The organism is Rhodococcus tukisamuensis NBRC 100609, assembly GCF_001894985.1.
GTDB classification, from domain to species: domain Bacteria; phylum Actinomycetota; class Actinomycetes; order Mycobacteriales; family Mycobacteriaceae; genus Rhodococcus_G; species Rhodococcus_G tukisamuensis.
Window position 1 is genome coordinate 1 of sequence record NZ_BCXG01000036.1, and the last position, 16,334, is coordinate 16,334.

The following is a 16,334-nucleotide window of genomic DNA, read 5'->3' on the forward strand; positions in this document are numbered from 1 at the left end:
GACCGCGGGCAGCCAGGGTTACGTCATTGCCCCGTTCGCGCAGATGGAGGGCGGCGTGGGCACCGATCATGCCGGTGCCTCCGAGAACCAGAATCTTCACAGCAGTGGACCTTTCGAGTGTTAGCCGATGAGAACAGGGTCAGGGGTTGCGAGGGCGGTTGGTCCAGCCGCCCGCGGCCCGCGGCACCCAGCCGCCCGAGCCGTGGGTTCCGCCGTCGACGTGGATGGTGCTGCCGGTGACGAAGCGGGACAGGTCGGAGGCGAGGAAAAGCGCGGCGCCCGCGACGTCCTCTGGCTGGCCCGGACCGCCGAGTGGGGACCAGGTGGGCCACAGGGGCAGATCCTCGGTGGGCACGATGTCGTCGTAGGGCACCTGCGCCGAGTCGATCAGGTCCGGGGCGATCGCGTTGACCCGGATGCCCGCCGGGCCCACTTCAGCCGCAAGCGAGCGGGTGAACTGCATCAGCGCAGCTTTGTACGCCGAGTAGACCGTGTGCCCGGGGATGGCCCGGTGCGCCTCGACGGTGGTGAGGTTGACGATCGCGCCGCAGCGTCCGCGTTCGGTCATTCCCGGCAGCAGCGCATGTGTCAGGCGGAAGGCGTGGCCGAGGTTGATCTCGTGTAGTCGGGACCACTGCTCGGCGGTGTCCGCGGTGAAGGGTTGCGGTCCGCGCAAGAAGTGTCCGACGTTGTTCACAAGGATGTCGGGCCGGTGGTCGATCAGCGCGGGGTGAACCTGCTGCGTGCAGACGTCGGCCTCGATCGCGTGAAGTCGCCCGCCCGCGGCGGGGTCGTAGTCGAGGTCTCCGACGGGGTCGACGTCGGCCACGAGGACGTCCGCGCCATGCGCGGCGAAGCTGCGCGCGATGGCCGCGCCGATGCCCGCTGCGCCGCCGGTGACGACCGCGCGCCGCCCGGTCAGCATCGCGCCGGGGGTGAAGGCTGCTCGGTGTGACATGCGCCCATCTCACACCGAGCGTCGCTCCGCGATCGGGAAGAATTCCCGATGAGTGAGAAACCCTGGTCGGGCCCGGCCGAGAGGCAGCGATCGGCGCGGCGCTCGCCGTTGCCCTCGAAATCGCCAGGAACGGATCAAGGCAAGGTGCCGGTCCACTCAGCGGGAGCCTTTTTGCTTGGCGCGTGACACTTTTGGGGCGGACAGCCGGATGTCCGGGCGTTTGACAGAATGGGGGCCGCCACCCGGATAGGAGCCCCATGCACACCGAAGACCTTGCCGGTATTCGGCCCCCTGCGGGGATCCACGCCGGCGACCCGTCGTACGCGGCGCGCCTGACGTTGATCCTCGGCGCGTTCGAGGGGCCCTCGTCGCACCTGCGCGCAGAGGATGTCGTGGCCAGGACGAGGCTGCCCCGATCGACCACCCATCGCATCCTGGAGCAACTGGCCCAGCTGCACTGGCTCACCCGCACGGGCCGGCTTTATCGTCTTGGCTGCCGGGCGCTCGAATTGGGCGGTTCGGGCGGGCGCGACGACCTGCGGGCGGCGGCCGCTCCCCACCTCCATGATCTGAACATGGCGACCAAGCTCATCGCCCACCTCGCCGTGCTCGAGGGAACGGATGTCGTGTATCTGGACAAGGTGGGCGGACGTTGTGCGCCGATGATCCGCACCCGTGTCGGCGGGCGCGCCCCTGCACATCAGACCCCGGAGGGCAGGGCGGTGCTCGCGACACTGCCAATCGAGAAGGTCGATGCGCTCTACGCCGGGCGGAACGACCACGGGGTCGATCTCGGGGTTCTGCACGAGGAGCTCTTCACGATTCGTCGCCGAAATGGCATGTCGCTGATGTTCGGACACCTGGAGCACCGCGAGTCCGCGGTCAGTGTGGCTGTTCGGGACGACGATGGTGAGCCGGTGTCCATGGCCTGCGTTTCGCTCCGCGGTCACGTCGACCCGGCGCGGCTGAACTCTCTCACCCCCGCCCTCACGGTGGCAGTGCGGCGGATCAGGGACGCCCTCGGGTAGGGCTTCCCGGACACCGCACAAGAGAGAAGAGGTGGTGCTCGACTTTGCCGGTTCGCTCCGGGCTGCAGGCGAATTCCCTAGGTCGACCAGCCGGTAAACGCACTTGATGATGGCTCCTGATCACAAATTTGGATGAGTTCCATGTAGTTGTCGGTCGGGTGTGCGTTCAGGTCTCCGGCGGCTGTGCCTAGGCGGAATCGCGGCGTCGGAGGAACATGTCCAGTTCGGCTCGGCATGTTCGCAGCGTGGTGCCTGTTGAGCGGCTTCGCGGGGGAGGACGCACCGGCGGGATGCTGAGCATTCCGCCGCAGACTGCTGCGAGCATCACTCCCGCTCGGTAGGTCAGAGCGAGTTGTCGTAGCGGGCAGCCAGGGCTCGCCACAGCATGAGGGTGCAGAAAGGCCGCTCGACGACGTTGCGTCCCTTGTGCTTCTCGGCATCTAAGCCAACGGACGGCCACTGCGCCTGTCTCATCGGAGGCAATTGCGCTTCTGGCCGCCCGGTTCGGCGATCACCGCCTCGATGCCTCGTGATCGCAGATGCGCGCGGTTGGCTTTCGACTGTCGCGATCAGCGTCTAGAGCGTGCCGTTCTCGATGTCGCGTTGCATGGCCTGCTGGTTCGCGATGTGCGAGGACACGCCGTTCTGCACGGTGTAGTCGATCAGCGCCGCCGGCGCCGAGAACGTCAGGTGCTCGGTAACCGTGGTCGCGTCGCCGTTCTCGGCGAAGGTGACCTTCTGGTGGGTGATCACGCCGGGCATGTCCCAGGTGTCGGTGCTGTACCAGTGGTCGGCGGCGTACACCCGCTGCTGCCCGACGGTGCGTCCCGGGATCGATACCGGACCTGCCGGGATGTCCTCGAGGGCGATGAACTCCCAGACGTCGGCGCCGCCCTCGGTGTACTTGCGGCGATCGAGCACGCCCTTCAGGAACGGGTGCCGTCCGAAGCTGTTGGAGAAGTTCGAATACGCCGGGAACACGCGATCGATGGGCGCGTCGATGGTGAGGGGCAGGTCGATGTTCACGGTTACCAGTGCCGGGCCGGCGTGGCTCTCCTCGAACTCGTAGGCCGCCCACGAGGCCTCCCATTCCGCGTCCAGTGTGGACGAGGAACCCGAATCGGGTTCGGCCCCGGCAACTCCCGTACCCCCCAACGCGATGCCGGTGACCAGCACGCAGGCTGCGAGAAGCTTGGGTGCCGAGCTTCCGGACCGCCGGCCACAGAGCTGCTCAGGACGTTCGACCATTCGTGTTTCCTCACCCGTCGAGACCGTTGCCGCCCTTCGGCAACCGGGCGAATGATACGCCGCCCGTGCCTTCGAACGACCTCGTATGGGATCAGTCCCGCTGGACCGCGGAACGGCTGTGGCGGGTTGGTTGGGTCCCTGCGAGACGGCCTTGGAGAGGAGAAGGAAGAAAGAGGAGAAGAGAGAGGAACCGGTCATGCGTCCGAGTGGAGCAATCCGAGCGCGGCGCGGGGCGCAACCCGCCGGCACCCAACTGGAAGTTGGCGAACGTGGAGTCCGGTTCTGCGGTCCGGGACAGGCCCGCCGTCCCGGACCGCCATGCCGCGGCGGGCGGCTCGTCTCAGTACGTGAAGTACGCAACCCCGGCGCAGTTCGCTGCGCACAACGTCGGTGTAGCCGCGAACGTCCATTGGACGTTCGGGTCGGTTCCGCGGGGATCCCAGGTGGCGATCGGCCCAGCGACCCCGGTCGGGAGCACCCCGAATGTTTCTGGAGGCCGCTGACCGGTGACGACGAACTTCGGGGACGGCGTCGACAACGCGTTGCGGTCGGTGACCACGCGGTAGAAGACCGTCGGATTCGAATACCACGGCGGCTTCTGGGTTCCCGTGGCCTCGACGACCGGCATCCCGGCATCGAATGCGGCGGTGAGCACCCCTTGCGTGAGGCCCCCAGGCAAGGTCGGCAGCGTAGGCGCTGAAGACCCCGAGGACAGCGGCGGCGGCGCGGGCGGGGGATTCGCCCCGGCGGCCGGCGCTACGGCGATCCCCAAGCCCAACGCCAGCGCGGACAACGCAAGTGCTCGTCGGCCAGGTGTGACCATTCCATCCCCCCTGAGTTGATCGATATCTAGTGATGTTCCAACGGCCGCAAGGTGTCTGAGTCAGTACTCGGCTCCGCAGGGAAGGCCGTGCGCGAGCTAGGACGAAAGCGCGCCGAAGAAGTTCCATGCGTCCACGGCCAACTGCACGACTGGTGCGAGGACGGCGCGAAGGAGGTCGGCGACCGGCAACGGTAGACCACCCAGCGGGTCGAACCCCGGTGGGCTCGCATTCGCCGCGCCGCCTCCGAGCAATACGAGCGCACCAACCAGTCCCACGGTGATCGCGGCTCTCATCTTCGTCATGCCCTGTCTGTCGCGGCGTACTGGACGGTTGTTACTCGGGAAGCATTGTTCAAGCGCGGCCGTGGCCGTGGGGACTGCTTCGGCGGAGGTGGAGAACGTCCCGTCCGGCACGGCAAAGTCGCAAGTCCGACCCGTCCTTCGGGGGCGAACGCCTGAACCCGGTCCGACGGGGGTAGGTGCGGAGTAAACCGGTGTAGGGAGGACGTGATCCGGGGGTTGCGGACAAGTTTGAACTCGATCAGGGCACGCGCGGCGCAGGTGAACGTGCGAAGAATCGCCCTGTCCGGAGCTATGCACGGTCGGGCAGACCGATGCTCGCCCTGGCCAGGAGCATGACCGCCTCGGTGAGGCAGGCTGCGCGACCGAGCGTGTCGCGTGATCGTGCAGGTCCGTTCCTTCTGTAGCCTGTCTCGGTGTTCCTCACCCGGTTTGTCACCGCGCGGATGCCGAGTCGGTTGTTGGCAGTGTTCGTGCGCAACGCGGAGCTGTTGAAATTCTTGACAGTGGGATCGATCGCGTTCGTCGTCACGTCAGTGCTGTTCTTCGGTTTGAAGTGGACGGTCCTAGATGGCAAGCCGGTTACCGCCAATGTTGTAGCGGTGCTGCTGGCCACTGTGCTGTCGTACGTGCTCAACCGGGAGTGGGCGTTCACTGCTCGCGGAGGTAGAGAGCGTCGGCACGAGGCAGCATTGTTCTTCGTGGTCGCAGGTGTCGGTCTGGTGATCAACCAGCTGCCATTGGTGGTGTCACGGTACGTGTTCGCTCTCCAGACACCACATGTGTCGCTCATCGCGGAGAACCTGGCCGATTTCGTCAGTGCCACCGTCGTCGGCACCCTCCTCGCGACGGTGTTCCGTTGGTGGGCGATGCGCAAGTTCGTGTTTCCGAATCCTCTGATGCCGCAAGCGGAATTGGACGAACCAAATCTGGAAGGGAAGACAAACGCCGACGTTGCTTCCGCGAGCAGCCCCGAGGTCTACTGAGTGGTAATCACACTTAAGGACGGCTCCAGATCACACAAATTTGGATGGGTTCCAGGGTTCATGCCGGTTGAAGTCCGATGTGCCCAGGTTCCCTGGACCGAGATGCAGGACGTGTCGCTAGAGCGCCTGTGCCGGCCTCCCGTTGTCGAGATGTGGGAAGGTGCAACGGAACGCCGGATCGCTTTGCCGAAGCTCGGGCATGTCAAATGAGCTTGTCGCCACTGTTTGGCGCCATGATCACGCTGTGCGTGTTGTGCGCCGACGTGCTGGCCGATTCGGGTTCTTGCTCGAGGAGTTTGATCCTCTTGCGGGCTCCTCGCAGCTCTGCGGACTCGTCCGAGTTCGATGGCTTGCTACCGGTCTCGATGCCGTCGTCGCGGTTGGCGATCTTCAGCCAGGGGTGCAGGCGACCCTCGGAGATGCCGAAGTCCTTCGCGATCTGACGCAGCAGGGCCTCGCCCTTGCGGGCAACCGCAATCACGTCGCGGCGAAACTCCTCGGGAAACGCCTTCGGCATGGGGAGCATCCTTCCGCTGTGAGGAGTGATCCTCACAGATCAGATGTCAACCAAACCGGGGGCAGTCCCTTCCGCAGTCAGTGTGCAAGTGCGAGGTTAGTCCTGACACTCGTGCTCGCCCGGGATGGGACGATCTGGCCGCAACGTTGGGCGGCGAGGCCTCGCGGTGGCCGCGGGAGCTCCGTGTCTCCGAGGCGGTCCGGAACGGGGCTCCCGGCGCATGACCGACCCGCCCTGGCGACCGTCCCGCAGTAACAACAACAGCAGCACAGCCACCCCGGCGAGCACAATGCCGATCAGATTGACGCCGAGTTGAGCAAGCGAGCTCAGCACCACGTTCCACTTTCCCGCGAAGACCGCGACGACGGCCAAACCGGCGGCCGGCACCGTCGTCACCGAAATGAACACGCCCACCAGGACCGTGGAGGAGTAGGTGACCAGCGCCAACATGCCTGCCGCCCCCGCCAGCAGCGCCACCACCAGCGAGAATGGCCCCACCTCGTAGATGAAATCGAAGGCGCGGGCGTTCTCGACATCACCGACCCCGATCCAGCCGAGGCGAATCCATAGCAGCGTGGCCAGCGCGGTGACCACCATCGCCGCCGGAAACGAGATGGCCAGGGTGCGTGCCGAAGTCCGCACGAGCCCGATGTCCCGGCGGACCAGACCCACCGAAAGCGCTGCCAGCGGCCGGAACTCGGGCCCAACCACCATCGCGCCGACCAGGGTCATCGGCGAGGCCGTCGCCACGCCTACCGCCGACAGCAGGAACGCGATCGCCAGAAACGCCAGGAACGTAGGAGTGAGTCGGGCCCCCTCGCGCGCCTGACCGAGCAACTGCTCCCACACCACCGTTCCGTCCGGCCGTGTCGGGGCCGCAGCATCCGCCCGCTCCCCGGCACGGGAAAGCACGGTCCCCGTCGGCTCGAACAAAATTCCGCCCGTCCGCACCAGATCCAGAGCGGTCAACGCGGCGAGCACATCATTCGCGCAGGCACGCGCCACATCCGCCTCGATCACATCGCCGGGCGGATCGATGGCGGCACTGAGTGCGAGCGTCACATGGGTAGCACCGGGTTCGGCGGCCAGCATGTGCAGCACTTCTCCGGTCCGCTCACTCGGCGAGATGACGCGCAGATGAAGCACAGTATTGCCTCCTTCAACCGGCGGTGCTCTGAGGTGCGAGCAGCATCGACGGCCGGTTATCACCAGCAACCGTAGCGGGCGTACTTGGCCACCCTGCCTTACTGGTGTCCTTCTCGGGCTCGGTCATGACCTCCTGCGGCGTCCTGGAGTAGGTCAGGATCGTTGTTTTCGGCTTCGATGTCTCCACGTCGAAGAATGTCCTCTCACTCCATAGTCAGGATGAGTTCCAATTCTGTGTGGCGGTGGGTGTGCGTTCAGGTGTCCGGCGGATGGAACTAAGCGGAATCACGGCGCCGGAGGAACATGGCCAGTGCGGCTCCGACATTCTCGCGCACGAAGCACTCTTGCTCCGCTGCGATCATGGAGCGCATCGTCTCGAGTTCACGCTCGGCGCCAGGCAGGTCGAACACAGCGCAACCGGCAGCGTTGCGGACATCCCAATCGTCGTCTGTCCGGGCCAGGTGGATCAGCGCTCTGCGGCATCTCCCGGCAAGGGAATCGTCATCGATCCGAAGGATCGCGAAGACCCTCACCGCTTCGATCCTCACCAAGTCGTCTTCTGTCGTATCGGCTGCAACCGCGAGCAGAAACGAGGCCAGCAGCGGTCCGTCGCCATCCTCGGGAATCAACGACCGTAGTGCGGAGAAACGCCCATCCGCGCTCCACTGCGCGAAGTTGGCGATCACCTCGCATGCAGCTGATTCGGAACTCATGAGGCATCACGCTACGGAGTCCGAGAGTCCGAGAGTCCGAGAGAAAGGGGGATGGAGGGGTGTTCACCAATGGTGGGTGGCGGTGGGCGTCATGCGGATTGACTAGGTTGGCCGGTTGGTAACCACACTTCGGGAAGGCTCCAAATCACATAAATCTGGATCAGTTCCAGTAATGGCTGGCGCGTGACCCACGGACCAGTCGCCCTGCCTCATCCGTGCCGCGCCTGCGTGCTCTACGACGGGGGTGGGGGATGGCAGCAAAACCGCAGTGCAACACGCGTGATCCGGAACGACCCCAGCTGCGCGAATGACGGTCGGGGTGTCGCCGGCGCAAGGTCGCGCGTAAGGCTTCAGGATCTGCACGTCGTTCCTCTGGCGCCTGATCCAGGCGTCTTCGTCTCCGAGCTCTGAGGCCCCGCCTAGGGCCGGGGCGGATTTGGGCTACCCGTCGGCTACCCGTCGGCTCAGTCGCCTCGCCGGTGGGCGACGAAGGGGGTCAGGCGGGGCCCGCCTTCCTCCGCGTTCCACCGGCCGATCATTCAACGCACTCGCGCGCATCGCTTCGATCGGGCCGGCCGCACGGGACACCGCCGGGGCAGTCCCTGTCGGCCAGGTCCGCCATCGTCTCTAGAGCACTACGAATAGAGAAATTCGTTAGCCTTGCAATCTACATCGACCCGCCCGAGGATGGCGTTAAACACCAAGCGGCCCAGCCGAATCAAGAAAGATCGGGGTAGTGAGGCCGAAGTACACGTGAGGTATTCGACCAGCTATATTCCCCGGATGTTGAAAGTGCGCCTCGGTATCCGCGCTCGGATCCTGGCCATCGCACTGGTTCCAAGCCTGGCGTTGCTCGGGATCGGTGTAGGCACAGCGGGATACCTGATACGTGAGGGCCGACAGGCCGAACAATGGGCGGCAGCGAACGGAGGTGCCGTGAGCCACGCTCGCGACGTGGTTGCCGGGGTAGAACAGGAGCGGATGCTGTCGCTGTGGCATCTGTCCGGTGAACAGAGCGATCCGGCCGCGCTCGGCGCAGCACGGAACAGGCTCGACGCCGCGTTCGAGGCGCTGGCCCCCTACGAATCAAGGCTGCAGAGCGTGTCGGAGGGCACCATGGGTGCCGACACTGGCGGATTCGACACCTTGATAGCTCGCCTGCCCCAGATTCGCGGTCTGATCGATGCTGGAAGAATGTCGATCGACGACACATACGCCCTCTACAACGGCATTCTCGATGCAGTTGCGCTCGGCACCAACCTCATCACCTCCAAGGCGCCCGACGCCGAGGTAGGCGTCACGCTCCTCAATGGCGTGCGCGTCCTGCACGCGATGGAGGGAATGTCACGTTCCGCCGCGCTCACCGCTGCCGAACTAGAGGGACAGCTCAGTAGCGGTCCAATGCGTAACGATTATCGAAATCTGGTCGGGTTCTACCGGACCGTACTTCCGCAGCTCGCCGCCGACCTGGGCGCTGATCCAGCAGCTGAGAAGATCCGGGCAGCACTGGCCTCTCCCGGCTGGCAGCAGGTGGCCGCGATGGAGGACTACCTCATCAACCCACCGGAGCCGGACAAGAACGGTGACGTCCCGGCACCGCCAATGACCTTCGCCGAGTGGCGCACCGCGCAGGAACAGCTGTCCGAAGACGTGATCGGCGCGTGGAAGGGCCTGAACGACCATGCGAACCAGATCGCTGCCGACGAGGGCAAACGCACCGCGGCGAACTCACTGTGGGTGGGTGCCGCCGTGCTCGCGCTTGCGCTCGTGGCGTTCCTGCTGTCGCTATGGCTGGCCAACCGACTGATCGGGCGGCTCAAGCGCCTACGCAAGGAAACACTGGACCTGGCAGAGGTCGAACTGCCTGAAACCATGCGCAAGCTGGGCGCGGGCGAGCAAATCGATCCCAAAGCTGCGCACCTGGACTTCGGTGACGACGAAATCGGCTCGGTGGCACAGGCCTTCAACCGTGCACACACAGCGGCTGTTTCCGCCGCGGTCACCGAGGCCCGCACCCGCGAGGGCGTGCGCGCGGTGTTCCTCAACATCGCCCACCGAAGCCAGATGGTGGTGCACCGGCAACTCGAGGTCCTGGACGAGGCCGAACAAAGCCAAGAGGATCCCGCCCTGCTGGAGACATTCTTCCGACTCGACCACCTGGCGACCCGCGAACGCCGCAACGCCGAGAACCTCATCATCCTCGGTGGCGGCGAGCCCGGCCGCCAGTGGCGGAGTCCGGTGCCGCTGTCCGATCTGGTGCGTAGCGCGATCGGCGAGAGCCTCGACTACACGCGGGTGCACACCCGCCGCATGCCTCAGGTGTTCATCGTCGGCAACGTGGTCGCCGACCTCATCCACCTGATCGCCGAACTGGTCGACAATGCGACGGCGTTCTCCCCGCCGCAGTCGCGCGTCGAAGTGAGCGGCAACGTGGTCGGCAAGGGGGTCGCGATCGAGATCACCGACCAGGGCATGGGAATGTCCGCCGAAGAACTCGACCGCGTCAACGAGATGCTGCGCAATCCACCGGATTTCGGTGTCGACACGCTCTCGGCGACTTCACGTCTGGGATTGTTCATCGTTTCGCAGCTGGGTGTTCGGCACGGAATCTCTGTGCAGCTAACCGAATCCGAGTACGGCGGCATCCGTGCCATCGTGCTGGTGCCGAACTCGGTGGTCGCCGCCGAGGCGACACCTATGACTGGCCATGTGCCAGATCGGTTCGCCGGACGTCGGCCCGAAGGGCGGATGGTCAGCGCGATCCCGGAACCCAGTTCTGCCGAATCTGTCTCGGCTGCAGTGGGTGTCGCGACACTGGTGCCCCCGACTCCAGTGCCTCCCGCCGAACAGCCGGTGGCACCGCCGCAGGCGTGGGCGAACGTCGAGTACATCGATAGCACGTCACAGGCCGAGTACACAGAACATTCTGTGGCGACCCCGTGGCACGAGCCGACGACCCCCGCTGTCGAACCGGAGTCCCTCATCCCGCAACCGTTGCCCGACAATGGCGGTGGCGTTCGCCCAAGCCTGCCTCGCCGTCGCCGGCAGGCCAGTCTGGCACCGGAGCTGGCGCACGATCCTCAGCTCGAGGTGGAAGCGCAGCAGCCGTCGCGGTCGGCGGAGCAAGCGCGAGATCTGATGTCCGCCATCGCGTACGGTACCCAGCAGGCTCGGCATTCGGAACCCCCGCCCGGGTATACAACCAGGGACGAAATGGAAGGTGAAGGAAGGTGACTGTGAAGACTTCTAACTCAGGTGACCTGAACTGGCTTCTCGACGATCTAGTCAATCGTCTTGCCGGGGTGCGCTACGCAGTCGTGCTTTCCACCGATGGGCTGCTGCTGGGCCGATCCACGTCCATGAGCCGTGAGGACGCCGAGCACTTCGGTGCCATGTCGGCCACTTTGTACGGGCTGGCACGCAGCGCGGGACATCGCTTTCAAGGCGGCAGCGTTCGCCAAGCCGTCATCGAACTTGAGAATGCGGTGATGTTCGTGACAGCGGCCGGAAGCAACGCATGTATCGCATTGCAAGCCAACGACACCGCGAATCTGGGCATGGTCGCGTATGAAATGAACCTGACTGTGCAGCGTGTCGGTAGCTATCTGTCTGCCGATCCTCGTAACGGTGTGCCGAGCACGGAGCGTAGATTGCCGTGACACGTATAGGTCAACCGTGGTTCGACGATGCGGCCGGTCCTCTGGTCCGCCCGTACGCCGTCACGCGGGGCCGCACGATGGGCGCGGGACACGATCTCGACATGCTCACGCTCGTAGTGACCGTGTCCCCCGCTCCGCGGCTGCAGCACATCGAAACGGAGTACGCGGAGATCGTTCAGTTGTGCTGTACTGCGCAGTCGGTGGCCGAGGTCTCGGCGCACCTGAATCTGCCTCTGGCGGTAACCAAAATCCTGGTCGGTGATCTCATCGCCGAGGGAATGCTGAACTTCCGGGCTCCCGCCAGCAGCGACTCCTACAACGACATTGCCGGGATCGGCGACCTGAACATTCTGCAAGCAGTGCTCGATGGAATCCGAAAGCTGTAGACAACTATGCATGACAATGCGTCCTCAGCCGACCTGGCTGCTTCGGTCAAAATCCTCGTAGCCGGCGGCTTCGGGGTCGGTAAGACCACGATGGTGTCCTCGGTCAGCGAGATCGCACCACTACGTACCGAGGAAACGATTACCGAATTGTCCACCGGCATCGACGATTTGTCGGGCGTGGAGGGCAAGACCACGACCACCGTGGCCCTGGACTTCGGTCGTATCACCCTCGATGAAAGCCTAGTTCTGTACCTGTTCGGCACGCCTGGACAGGACCGATTTTGGTTCCTTTGGGACGAACTGGTGCGCGGGGCCCTCGGCGCCGTCGTTCTCGCAGACACCCGTCGGTTGGAGAACTCGTTCGCCGCCATCGACTTCTTCGAACGGCGCGGAGTCTCGTTCACGATCGCGGTGAACTGCTTTGACAGCGCCGAGGCCTACACAATTGACGAGGTTCGCGAGGCACTCGACCTCGACACCAGAACCCCCATCGTGCTTTGCGACGCTCGTGATCGCGATTCGTGCAAGTCTGTACTGATAACGCTCGTCGAACACCTCATCGCCCAGACCAGCAGCTCAGTGGCCTGAGCAACGCAACGTTCGTCGTCGCGGCCGGATCAGTCTCCGGACTCACCGGGGCGGTTCACTGCCTATCGCGATCGTCCTCTGTCGGCGCGCCCACCAGGGTCAAGCTGGGCGTCGTGATAGTTGGTTGAGGTGAATGCAGAAGAAGCTCCCAGCCCGTCAGCGCTCATGTCCGCCGCCGCTCGGGCAGCACACACCGTCGTAGATGATGTGCCTCATGCCTTCGCGGATCCTGTGGCGCGGACATTGTGTGAGGCGGTAGGGTCGTCGCCGCTCGGGTATCAACTCGCTCAGCCGAAGGCTCCGATTCTCGCGTCCGCGAGGCTTTCCGCGACGATACGTAGCGATTTCACGGCCCGAAGTCTTCGCGAAGCCGGCGCCGGGCAATATGTCGTGCTCGGCTCGGGTCTGGACACGTCTGCTCACTACGTCACGCCGGACTGCGCGACATGGCTGGTTGACCAGCCCGGTGTGCTGGCATGGAGGCAGGCATTGTTCGCCGCAGCCGGCGTATCCGATGTGGGCAGATACGTCCCTTTCGATCTCGGCGAGGTCGGCATCGTCTCCGCGCTCGAACGTGCCGGTCTCGACACTTCGAAGCCGGTGTTCTTCTCCTGGCTCGGAGTGACGATGTATCTGGAGGAATCTGCCATCCGAGGAGTGCTCGGTGAGCTGTCCGCAGTGCCGTCCGGATCGGGTCTCGTCCTTGATCACTTCCTACCTCCGGGTTGCCGCGACGGTGCAGCCAGGGAATACACCCTTGCCGTCGGTGAGGCACTCGGAAAGGGCGGGGAGCCTTGGTTGTGCACGCCCGATTCGGCGACGGTGACGCGATGGCTCACTGGCTCTGGGTGGGACGTCGAATCGTCACTCGCCGAGGCAGATGCCGCCCCGATCGGTTTCTGGGACCGCAACGACGCACTGCGTCCCATGAGCCTGGTCCAGTTGGTCCACGCGAAACGAACGTAGAAGCTGTTCAAGGATTCAGCCTCGCCGCGCTCAACCCTTGTCAACCTGCACGACTGGTACTCCGAGCGTGAGTACCAAGATCCGTGGGGCCGGTTTCTCGGTGAGCTGGAACCAGAGCGCGCACCACGTCGTCGGCGGCGTCACCTCGTCCCGGTGCGGCACGAGGAGTCCTCGGCGTCGGCCGATCCGGCAGATGGTGGTGGTGGATGGTGCTCGCCGGGGGAATCGAACCCCCACACCCTCGCGGATACCGGATTTTGAATCCGGCGCGTCTGCCAGTTAGGCCGGACGGGCATGCATGTCGCCAGATGAGGGGGCGCGCGCCGTGAGCGGCATCGGCGTACGACAGGCCGCCCAGTGCTGTGACGGACCGTCGCACCATGACTGTGGCACGGTCGTGGGGGCGTGGTCAGCCGATGTCGAGGCTGACGTCCTGGTGGACCTCGGTGGTGTCGTAGCTGCCGTGCATGCCGTAGTCGCCGTACGTGTCGATGCCGGATTCGGATGCGATGTCGAGTTCGGGGAATCCGCCGTCTCCAGGGGAGAGGGTGATGCCTAGCTCGCCCCCGGCCTCGAACCCGGCGTCTGCGTAGGCGCTTCCGTCGGCGGAGGTGATTGACACGTCGGTGGTCCCGGTCGCGGTGTCAGTGGCCGCGTCGACGGCGTCGTAGCTCCCGTAGGCATGGGAGCCGGTCTCCGCGGCGACACCGCCTTCGATCACCGCGGTGATGGCGCCGGTGGGATCGAGGGAGATCTCGACGCCCGAGCCGGCGTGGATGCTGCTGTGGGTGGAGACGCCGGCGTCGATCGACTGTGACGACGCGGTCGTGGTGCCCGGCTGCTCGAGAAGGCCGCTCAGGTCGATGTTCAGCGGGTCGAGGGGAGCGTTCATCAGCTGCAGGTCCTTTCAGCGTTGCCAGGCGAGCTGTTCTCGCCTGGTCACTGAATGTTGGATGCGGCGTGACCGGTGAAAGGTTCCCGGCGACCTGCCGTGAATTTCCGGGACACTGTGTGATGTGATCCGGCCGGCGCGAAGGCGTCGGGTGTCCTCGCGGGTGGGTGATGCGGTGTCGGGCTATGACGGTGAGGTGCGCAGCGGCGAGAGTGTTTCGGTGAGTTGCTCTCGCGCGCGGTGGATTCGGTCCCTTACGGTGGCGACGCTGACCCGTTGGGAAGGTACTTCCGCACTCACAGAATCTGAAGATCGCGTGTGATTCGACGACGCGTTCATGGCGTACGTCTGGGGATCGCTCGACGCGGCCAGGGATGTGGTGGACCGGTGCCGGCTGTACGCCCGGGAGTGCCTTCTCCAGTTCCGCGTCTTGAAGACGCGCCTTCGTCGGAGCGACCGCTGATCTACGATTCGGGCATGCCTCGCGGTCCTGTCTTCGACCCGATTGATCGAGAGCTCTTCGACACGCAACGGCAGCGCTTCGACTGGAGCCTGTTGCAGAACGGATCCGTGTACAGGTACGACACTCGATTCGGGCTCGACTGTGCCTCTCGGCGACTCGATGAACTCGGCTACCTGGTCCATCGGATCGATCTGCAGCACAGCATCACCGTCACCGACGTGCACACGGTGTTGGCCGGTGCACTGTCCTTCCCCGCTTTCTACGGCAAGAACCTCGATGCCTTCAACGATCTGATGTACGACGTCGGCGAGTTTCGTTACGGCAGTGACCCGGATACCACCGGCACAGTCCTCGCCCTTGCCGGCTACGACACCCTGGTGAACTTGGACCGTCACACGGCAGATGTGCTGCTGACCATTTTCGCGATGCATGCGCGCCTGGCGGCGCTCTTCTCGCACCCGATGTTGTGCATCATCGAATCGACCGCCCACGATCTCGGTCCCGTCAATGGACGACCGGTCCAAACTGGGAGCCTCTGGGACACACCACCGAGTTCCTGGCCGATCACAGCGAAGGAGATCGTCGAGTTCGAATTCGAAACGACCAACGCTGACGCCGCGGCAATGATCGAAGTCATCGCGTTCACGCTCGTGGAGCGGGTTGGTGGGTGGGCGAAGTGGCAGATCCTCGACCCGGTCCAACTCGATTCGGATGATTCAGTTGAGCATCCCGCAGAGCCGCAGCGACAGCGTTGTGATGTGGTCGTGTCGGTGGGAATACGCGGGGAGGGCGACCTCGGCGAGATCGACGAGGACGTCTATGTGGCGTTGCGTGATGCCGGCCTGACAGTGGGTTCTTCGACGGGCGCCGGCTACCCTTTCGGAGCGGAGAGGGAGCGGCTCCTCGGTAAGTACAGCGAACTACGCGACGGTCATGGAGGCGGCCTGAACCTCGACGTCTGACCCACTACCGGGCGAGCGCCGCCTTCTGTGCTTCTCCCATCGCGTCCCGAGGAAGGGCGTCGACTAACCACACTTCGCGCGGCCGCTTGTGCGGGGAGTGCTCGCCCGCCCACGTAGTCGACCCGATCCGACGACTACCTGACCGAGAGCCGTGGGCGTGGGTTCGTCAACTACGGATGGCCTGGGATCACCACACCTGATGATGTGTGGCGGATCCGTCTGTGGCCCAACGACGGCCTCCTGATGCGACTGCTGATCGCCAACGTCCTGCTCGACGAGCTGTGGGTCTGGTTGCACCCGATCATCTCTGGCAACGCGACACACGATCAGCTCATGTTGGAATTCGGGTCGGGGATGGGCCAGGTCTCCTCGACCGAGACGCAGCACGGTCGCCGGGATGCCTACGTCGGCCTCTGGTCGAGATCGGTGTCAGTGTCCGGAGTCGACTGCACGGAATGTCAGTAGTGGGCTGCACTCGGTCCGTCGCGGGGGCATGCAGATGACAAGTGTCTGTTCGAGAAGCTCATCCGCGCAGGCTTCGACGGTGTCGAGGAGGTTTGGTGAGGTCGAGCCATGAACTCCCTACCAACCCTTGGTAGGGGCCCGAACGCGCGGCGCGGTCTTCTAGGGGTTGCCCCTGAGAAGATCGGGCGAAGAATGGGTACCCGACCCGGATGTGTACCGGCGTGGAACTGAGGA

The 16,334-nt window shown here is 64.7% G+C and carries 17 protein-coding genes, 1 tRNA gene and 1 pseudogene; 9 read left to right on the plus strand and 10 right to left on the minus strand.

Translation table 11 applies throughout. The features are described from left to right. Together RT2_RS26900 and RT2_RS23295 are read right to left on the minus strand one after the other, a co-directional pair. Positions 1 to 100, minus strand: a 100-nt coding sequence (locus RT2_RS26900) for an NAD-dependent epimerase/dehydratase family protein (RefSeq protein ID WP_139280384.1), incomplete at its 3' end; no start/stop codon positions are given. A gap of 39 nt (positions 101 to 139) precedes the next feature. Next, a complete protein-coding gene (locus RT2_RS23295; RefSeq protein WP_072847190.1) occupies positions 140 to 958 on the minus strand; it encodes an SDR family NAD(P)-dependent oxidoreductase in 819 nt (272 codons plus the stop codon). A 257-nt stretch (positions 959 to 1,215) separates the two neighbouring features. On the opposite strand from RT2_RS23295, the gene RT2_RS23300 reads away from it, so the two are divergent. Continuing rightward, on the plus strand, positions 1,216 to 1,986 hold the full coding sequence (locus RT2_RS23300; protein ID WP_072847191.1) for an IclR family transcriptional regulator: 771 nt from the start codon (positions 1,216 to 1,218) through the stop codon (positions 1,984 to 1,986). A gap of 576 nt (positions 1,987 to 2,562) precedes the next feature. Here RT2_RS23300 and RT2_RS23305 read toward each other — a convergent pair. The 3 genes from RT2_RS23305 to RT2_RS25675 form a co-directional block, all read right to left on the minus strand. Beyond that, entirely contained in the window at positions 2,563 to 3,234 is a 672-nt protein-coding gene (locus tag RT2_RS23305) for an SRPBCC family protein (RefSeq protein ID WP_072847192.1), read from the minus strand. Positions 3,235 to 3,574: 340 nt separating this feature from the next. Continuing rightward, the gene (locus RT2_RS23310) at positions 3,575 to 3,913 is read right to left on the minus strand and encodes a hypothetical protein (RefSeq protein WP_139191158.1); all 339 of its coding nucleotides are present in this window, start codon (positions 3,911 to 3,913) and stop codon (positions 3,575 to 3,577) included. A 240-nt stretch (positions 3,914 to 4,153) separates the two neighbouring features. Continuing rightward, on the minus strand, positions 4,154 to 4,360 hold the full coding sequence (locus tag RT2_RS25675; RefSeq protein ID WP_092775959.1) for a hypothetical protein: 207 nt from the start codon (positions 4,358 to 4,360) through the stop codon (positions 4,154 to 4,156). A gap of 413 nt (positions 4,361 to 4,773) precedes the next feature. Between RT2_RS25675 and RT2_RS23315 the strand changes: the two genes are divergently transcribed. Next, positions 4,774 to 5,343, plus strand: coding sequence for a GtrA family protein (locus tag RT2_RS23315; RefSeq protein ID WP_245709224.1), 570 nt, complete (start codon positions 4,774 to 4,776; stop codon positions 5,341 to 5,343). Between the two features lie 274 nt (positions 5,344 to 5,617). Here RT2_RS23315 and RT2_RS23320 read toward each other — a convergent pair. From RT2_RS23320 to RT2_RS23330, 3 genes and pseudogenes are all read right to left on the minus strand, one after another. Further along, positions 5,618 to 5,860, minus strand: a pseudogene (locus RT2_RS23320) (transposase); the annotation flags it as partial. A gap of 96 nt (positions 5,861 to 5,956) precedes the next feature. After that, entirely contained in the window at positions 5,957 to 7,006 is a 1,050-nt protein-coding gene (locus RT2_RS23325) for a DUF389 domain-containing protein (protein WP_083577571.1), read from the minus strand. Positions 7,007 to 7,281: 275 nt separating this feature from the next. Continuing rightward, positions 7,282 to 7,719 carry a hypothetical protein gene (locus tag RT2_RS23330; RefSeq protein ID WP_139191160.1) on the minus strand — a complete coding sequence of 146 codons (438 nt, stop codon included), beginning with the start codon at positions 7,717 to 7,719 and terminating at the stop codon, positions 7,282 to 7,284. A 783-nt stretch (positions 7,720 to 8,502) separates the two neighbouring features. Here RT2_RS23330 and RT2_RS23335 point away from each other — a divergent pair. From RT2_RS23335 to RT2_RS23355, 5 genes are all read left to right on the plus strand, one after another. Beyond that, positions 8,503 to 10,953, plus strand: coding sequence for a sensor histidine kinase (locus RT2_RS23335; RefSeq protein ID WP_072847195.1), 2,451 nt, complete (start codon positions 8,503 to 8,505; stop codon positions 10,951 to 10,953). A gap of 2 nt (positions 10,954 to 10,955) precedes the next feature. Then, positions 10,956 to 11,378 carry a roadblock/LC7 domain-containing protein gene (locus RT2_RS23340; protein WP_072847196.1) on the plus strand — a complete coding sequence of 141 codons (423 nt, stop codon included), beginning with the start codon at positions 10,956 to 10,958 and terminating at the stop codon, positions 11,376 to 11,378. Then, a complete protein-coding gene (locus RT2_RS23345) occupies positions 11,375 to 11,764 on the plus strand; it encodes a DUF742 domain-containing protein (RefSeq protein WP_072847197.1) in 390 nt (129 codons plus the stop codon). Before RT2_RS23340 ends, RT2_RS23345 begins: the two co-directional genes overlap by 4 nt. Before the next feature lie 6 nt (positions 11,765 to 11,770). Then, on the plus strand, positions 11,771 to 12,352 hold the full coding sequence (locus tag RT2_RS23350) for a GTP-binding protein (RefSeq protein ID WP_072847198.1): 582 nt from the start codon (positions 11,771 to 11,773) through the stop codon (positions 12,350 to 12,352). 129 nt (positions 12,353 to 12,481) lie between these two features. Further along, positions 12,482 to 13,318 (plus strand): class I SAM-dependent methyltransferase, encoded by an 837-nt coding sequence (locus RT2_RS23355; protein WP_245709226.1) that lies wholly within the window; start codon positions 12,482 to 12,484, stop codon positions 13,316 to 13,318. Positions 13,319 to 13,525: 207 nt separating this feature from the next. On the opposite strand, the gene RT2_RS23360 is transcribed toward RT2_RS23355, so the two are convergent. Further along, positions 13,526 to 13,612: transfer RNA gene (locus RT2_RS23360), tRNA-Leu, on the minus strand. A 115-nt stretch (positions 13,613 to 13,727) separates the two neighbouring features. Then, on the minus strand, positions 13,728 to 14,210 hold the full coding sequence (locus RT2_RS23365; protein WP_072847200.1) for a hypothetical protein: 483 nt from the start codon (positions 14,208 to 14,210) through the stop codon (positions 13,728 to 13,730). Positions 14,211 to 14,687: 477 nt separating this feature from the next. Here RT2_RS23365 and RT2_RS23370 point away from each other — a divergent pair, with 477 nt between their 5' ends. Continuing rightward, entirely contained in the window at positions 14,688 to 15,635 is a 948-nt protein-coding gene (locus RT2_RS23370; protein WP_072847201.1) for a barstar family protein, read from the plus strand. 243 nt (positions 15,636 to 15,878) lie between these two features. Continuing rightward, entirely contained in the window at positions 15,879 to 16,100 is a 222-nt protein-coding gene (locus RT2_RS23375) for a hypothetical protein (protein ID WP_139191161.1), read from the plus strand. Positions 16,101 to 16,334: the final 234 nt, after the last annotated feature.

Bases quoted from the DNA above. Each gene is read 5' to 3' on its own strand.
- RT2_RS23330 (WP_139191160.1), bottom strand. From the start codon at position 7,719: ATGAGTTCCGAATCAGCTGCATGCGAGGTGATCGCCAACTTCGCGCAG.
- RT2_RS23300 (WP_072847191.1), top strand. From the start codon at position 1,216: ATGCACACCGAAGACCTTGCCGGTATTCGGCCCCCTGCGGGGATCCAC.
- RT2_RS23335 (WP_072847195.1), top strand. From the start codon at position 8,503: ATGTTGAAAGTGCGCCTCGGTATCCGCGCTCGGATCCTGGCCATCGCA.
- RT2_RS23295 (WP_072847190.1), bottom strand. From the start codon at position 958: ATGTCACACCGAGCAGCCTTCACCCCCGGCGCGATGCTGACCGGGCGG.
- RT2_RS23350 (WP_072847198.1), top strand. From the start codon at position 11,771: ATGCATGACAATGCGTCCTCAGCCGACCTGGCTGCTTCGGTCAAAATC.
- RT2_RS23370 (WP_072847201.1), top strand. From the start codon at position 14,688: ATGCCTCGCGGTCCTGTCTTCGACCCGATTGATCGAGAGCTCTTCGAC.
- RT2_RS23375 (WP_139191161.1), top strand. From the start codon at position 15,879: ATGCGACTGCTGATCGCCAACGTCCTGCTCGACGAGCTGTGGGTCTGG.
- RT2_RS25675 (WP_092775959.1), bottom strand. From the start codon at position 4,360: ATGACGAAGATGAGAGCCGCGATCACCGTGGGACTGGTTGGTGCGCTC.
- RT2_RS23305 (WP_072847192.1), bottom strand. From the start codon at position 3,234: ATGGTCGAACGTCCTGAGCAGCTCTGTGGCCGGCGGTCCGGAAGCTCG.
- RT2_RS23365 (WP_072847200.1), bottom strand. From the start codon at position 14,210: ATGAACGCTCCCCTCGACCCGCTGAACATCGACCTGAGCGGCCTTCTC.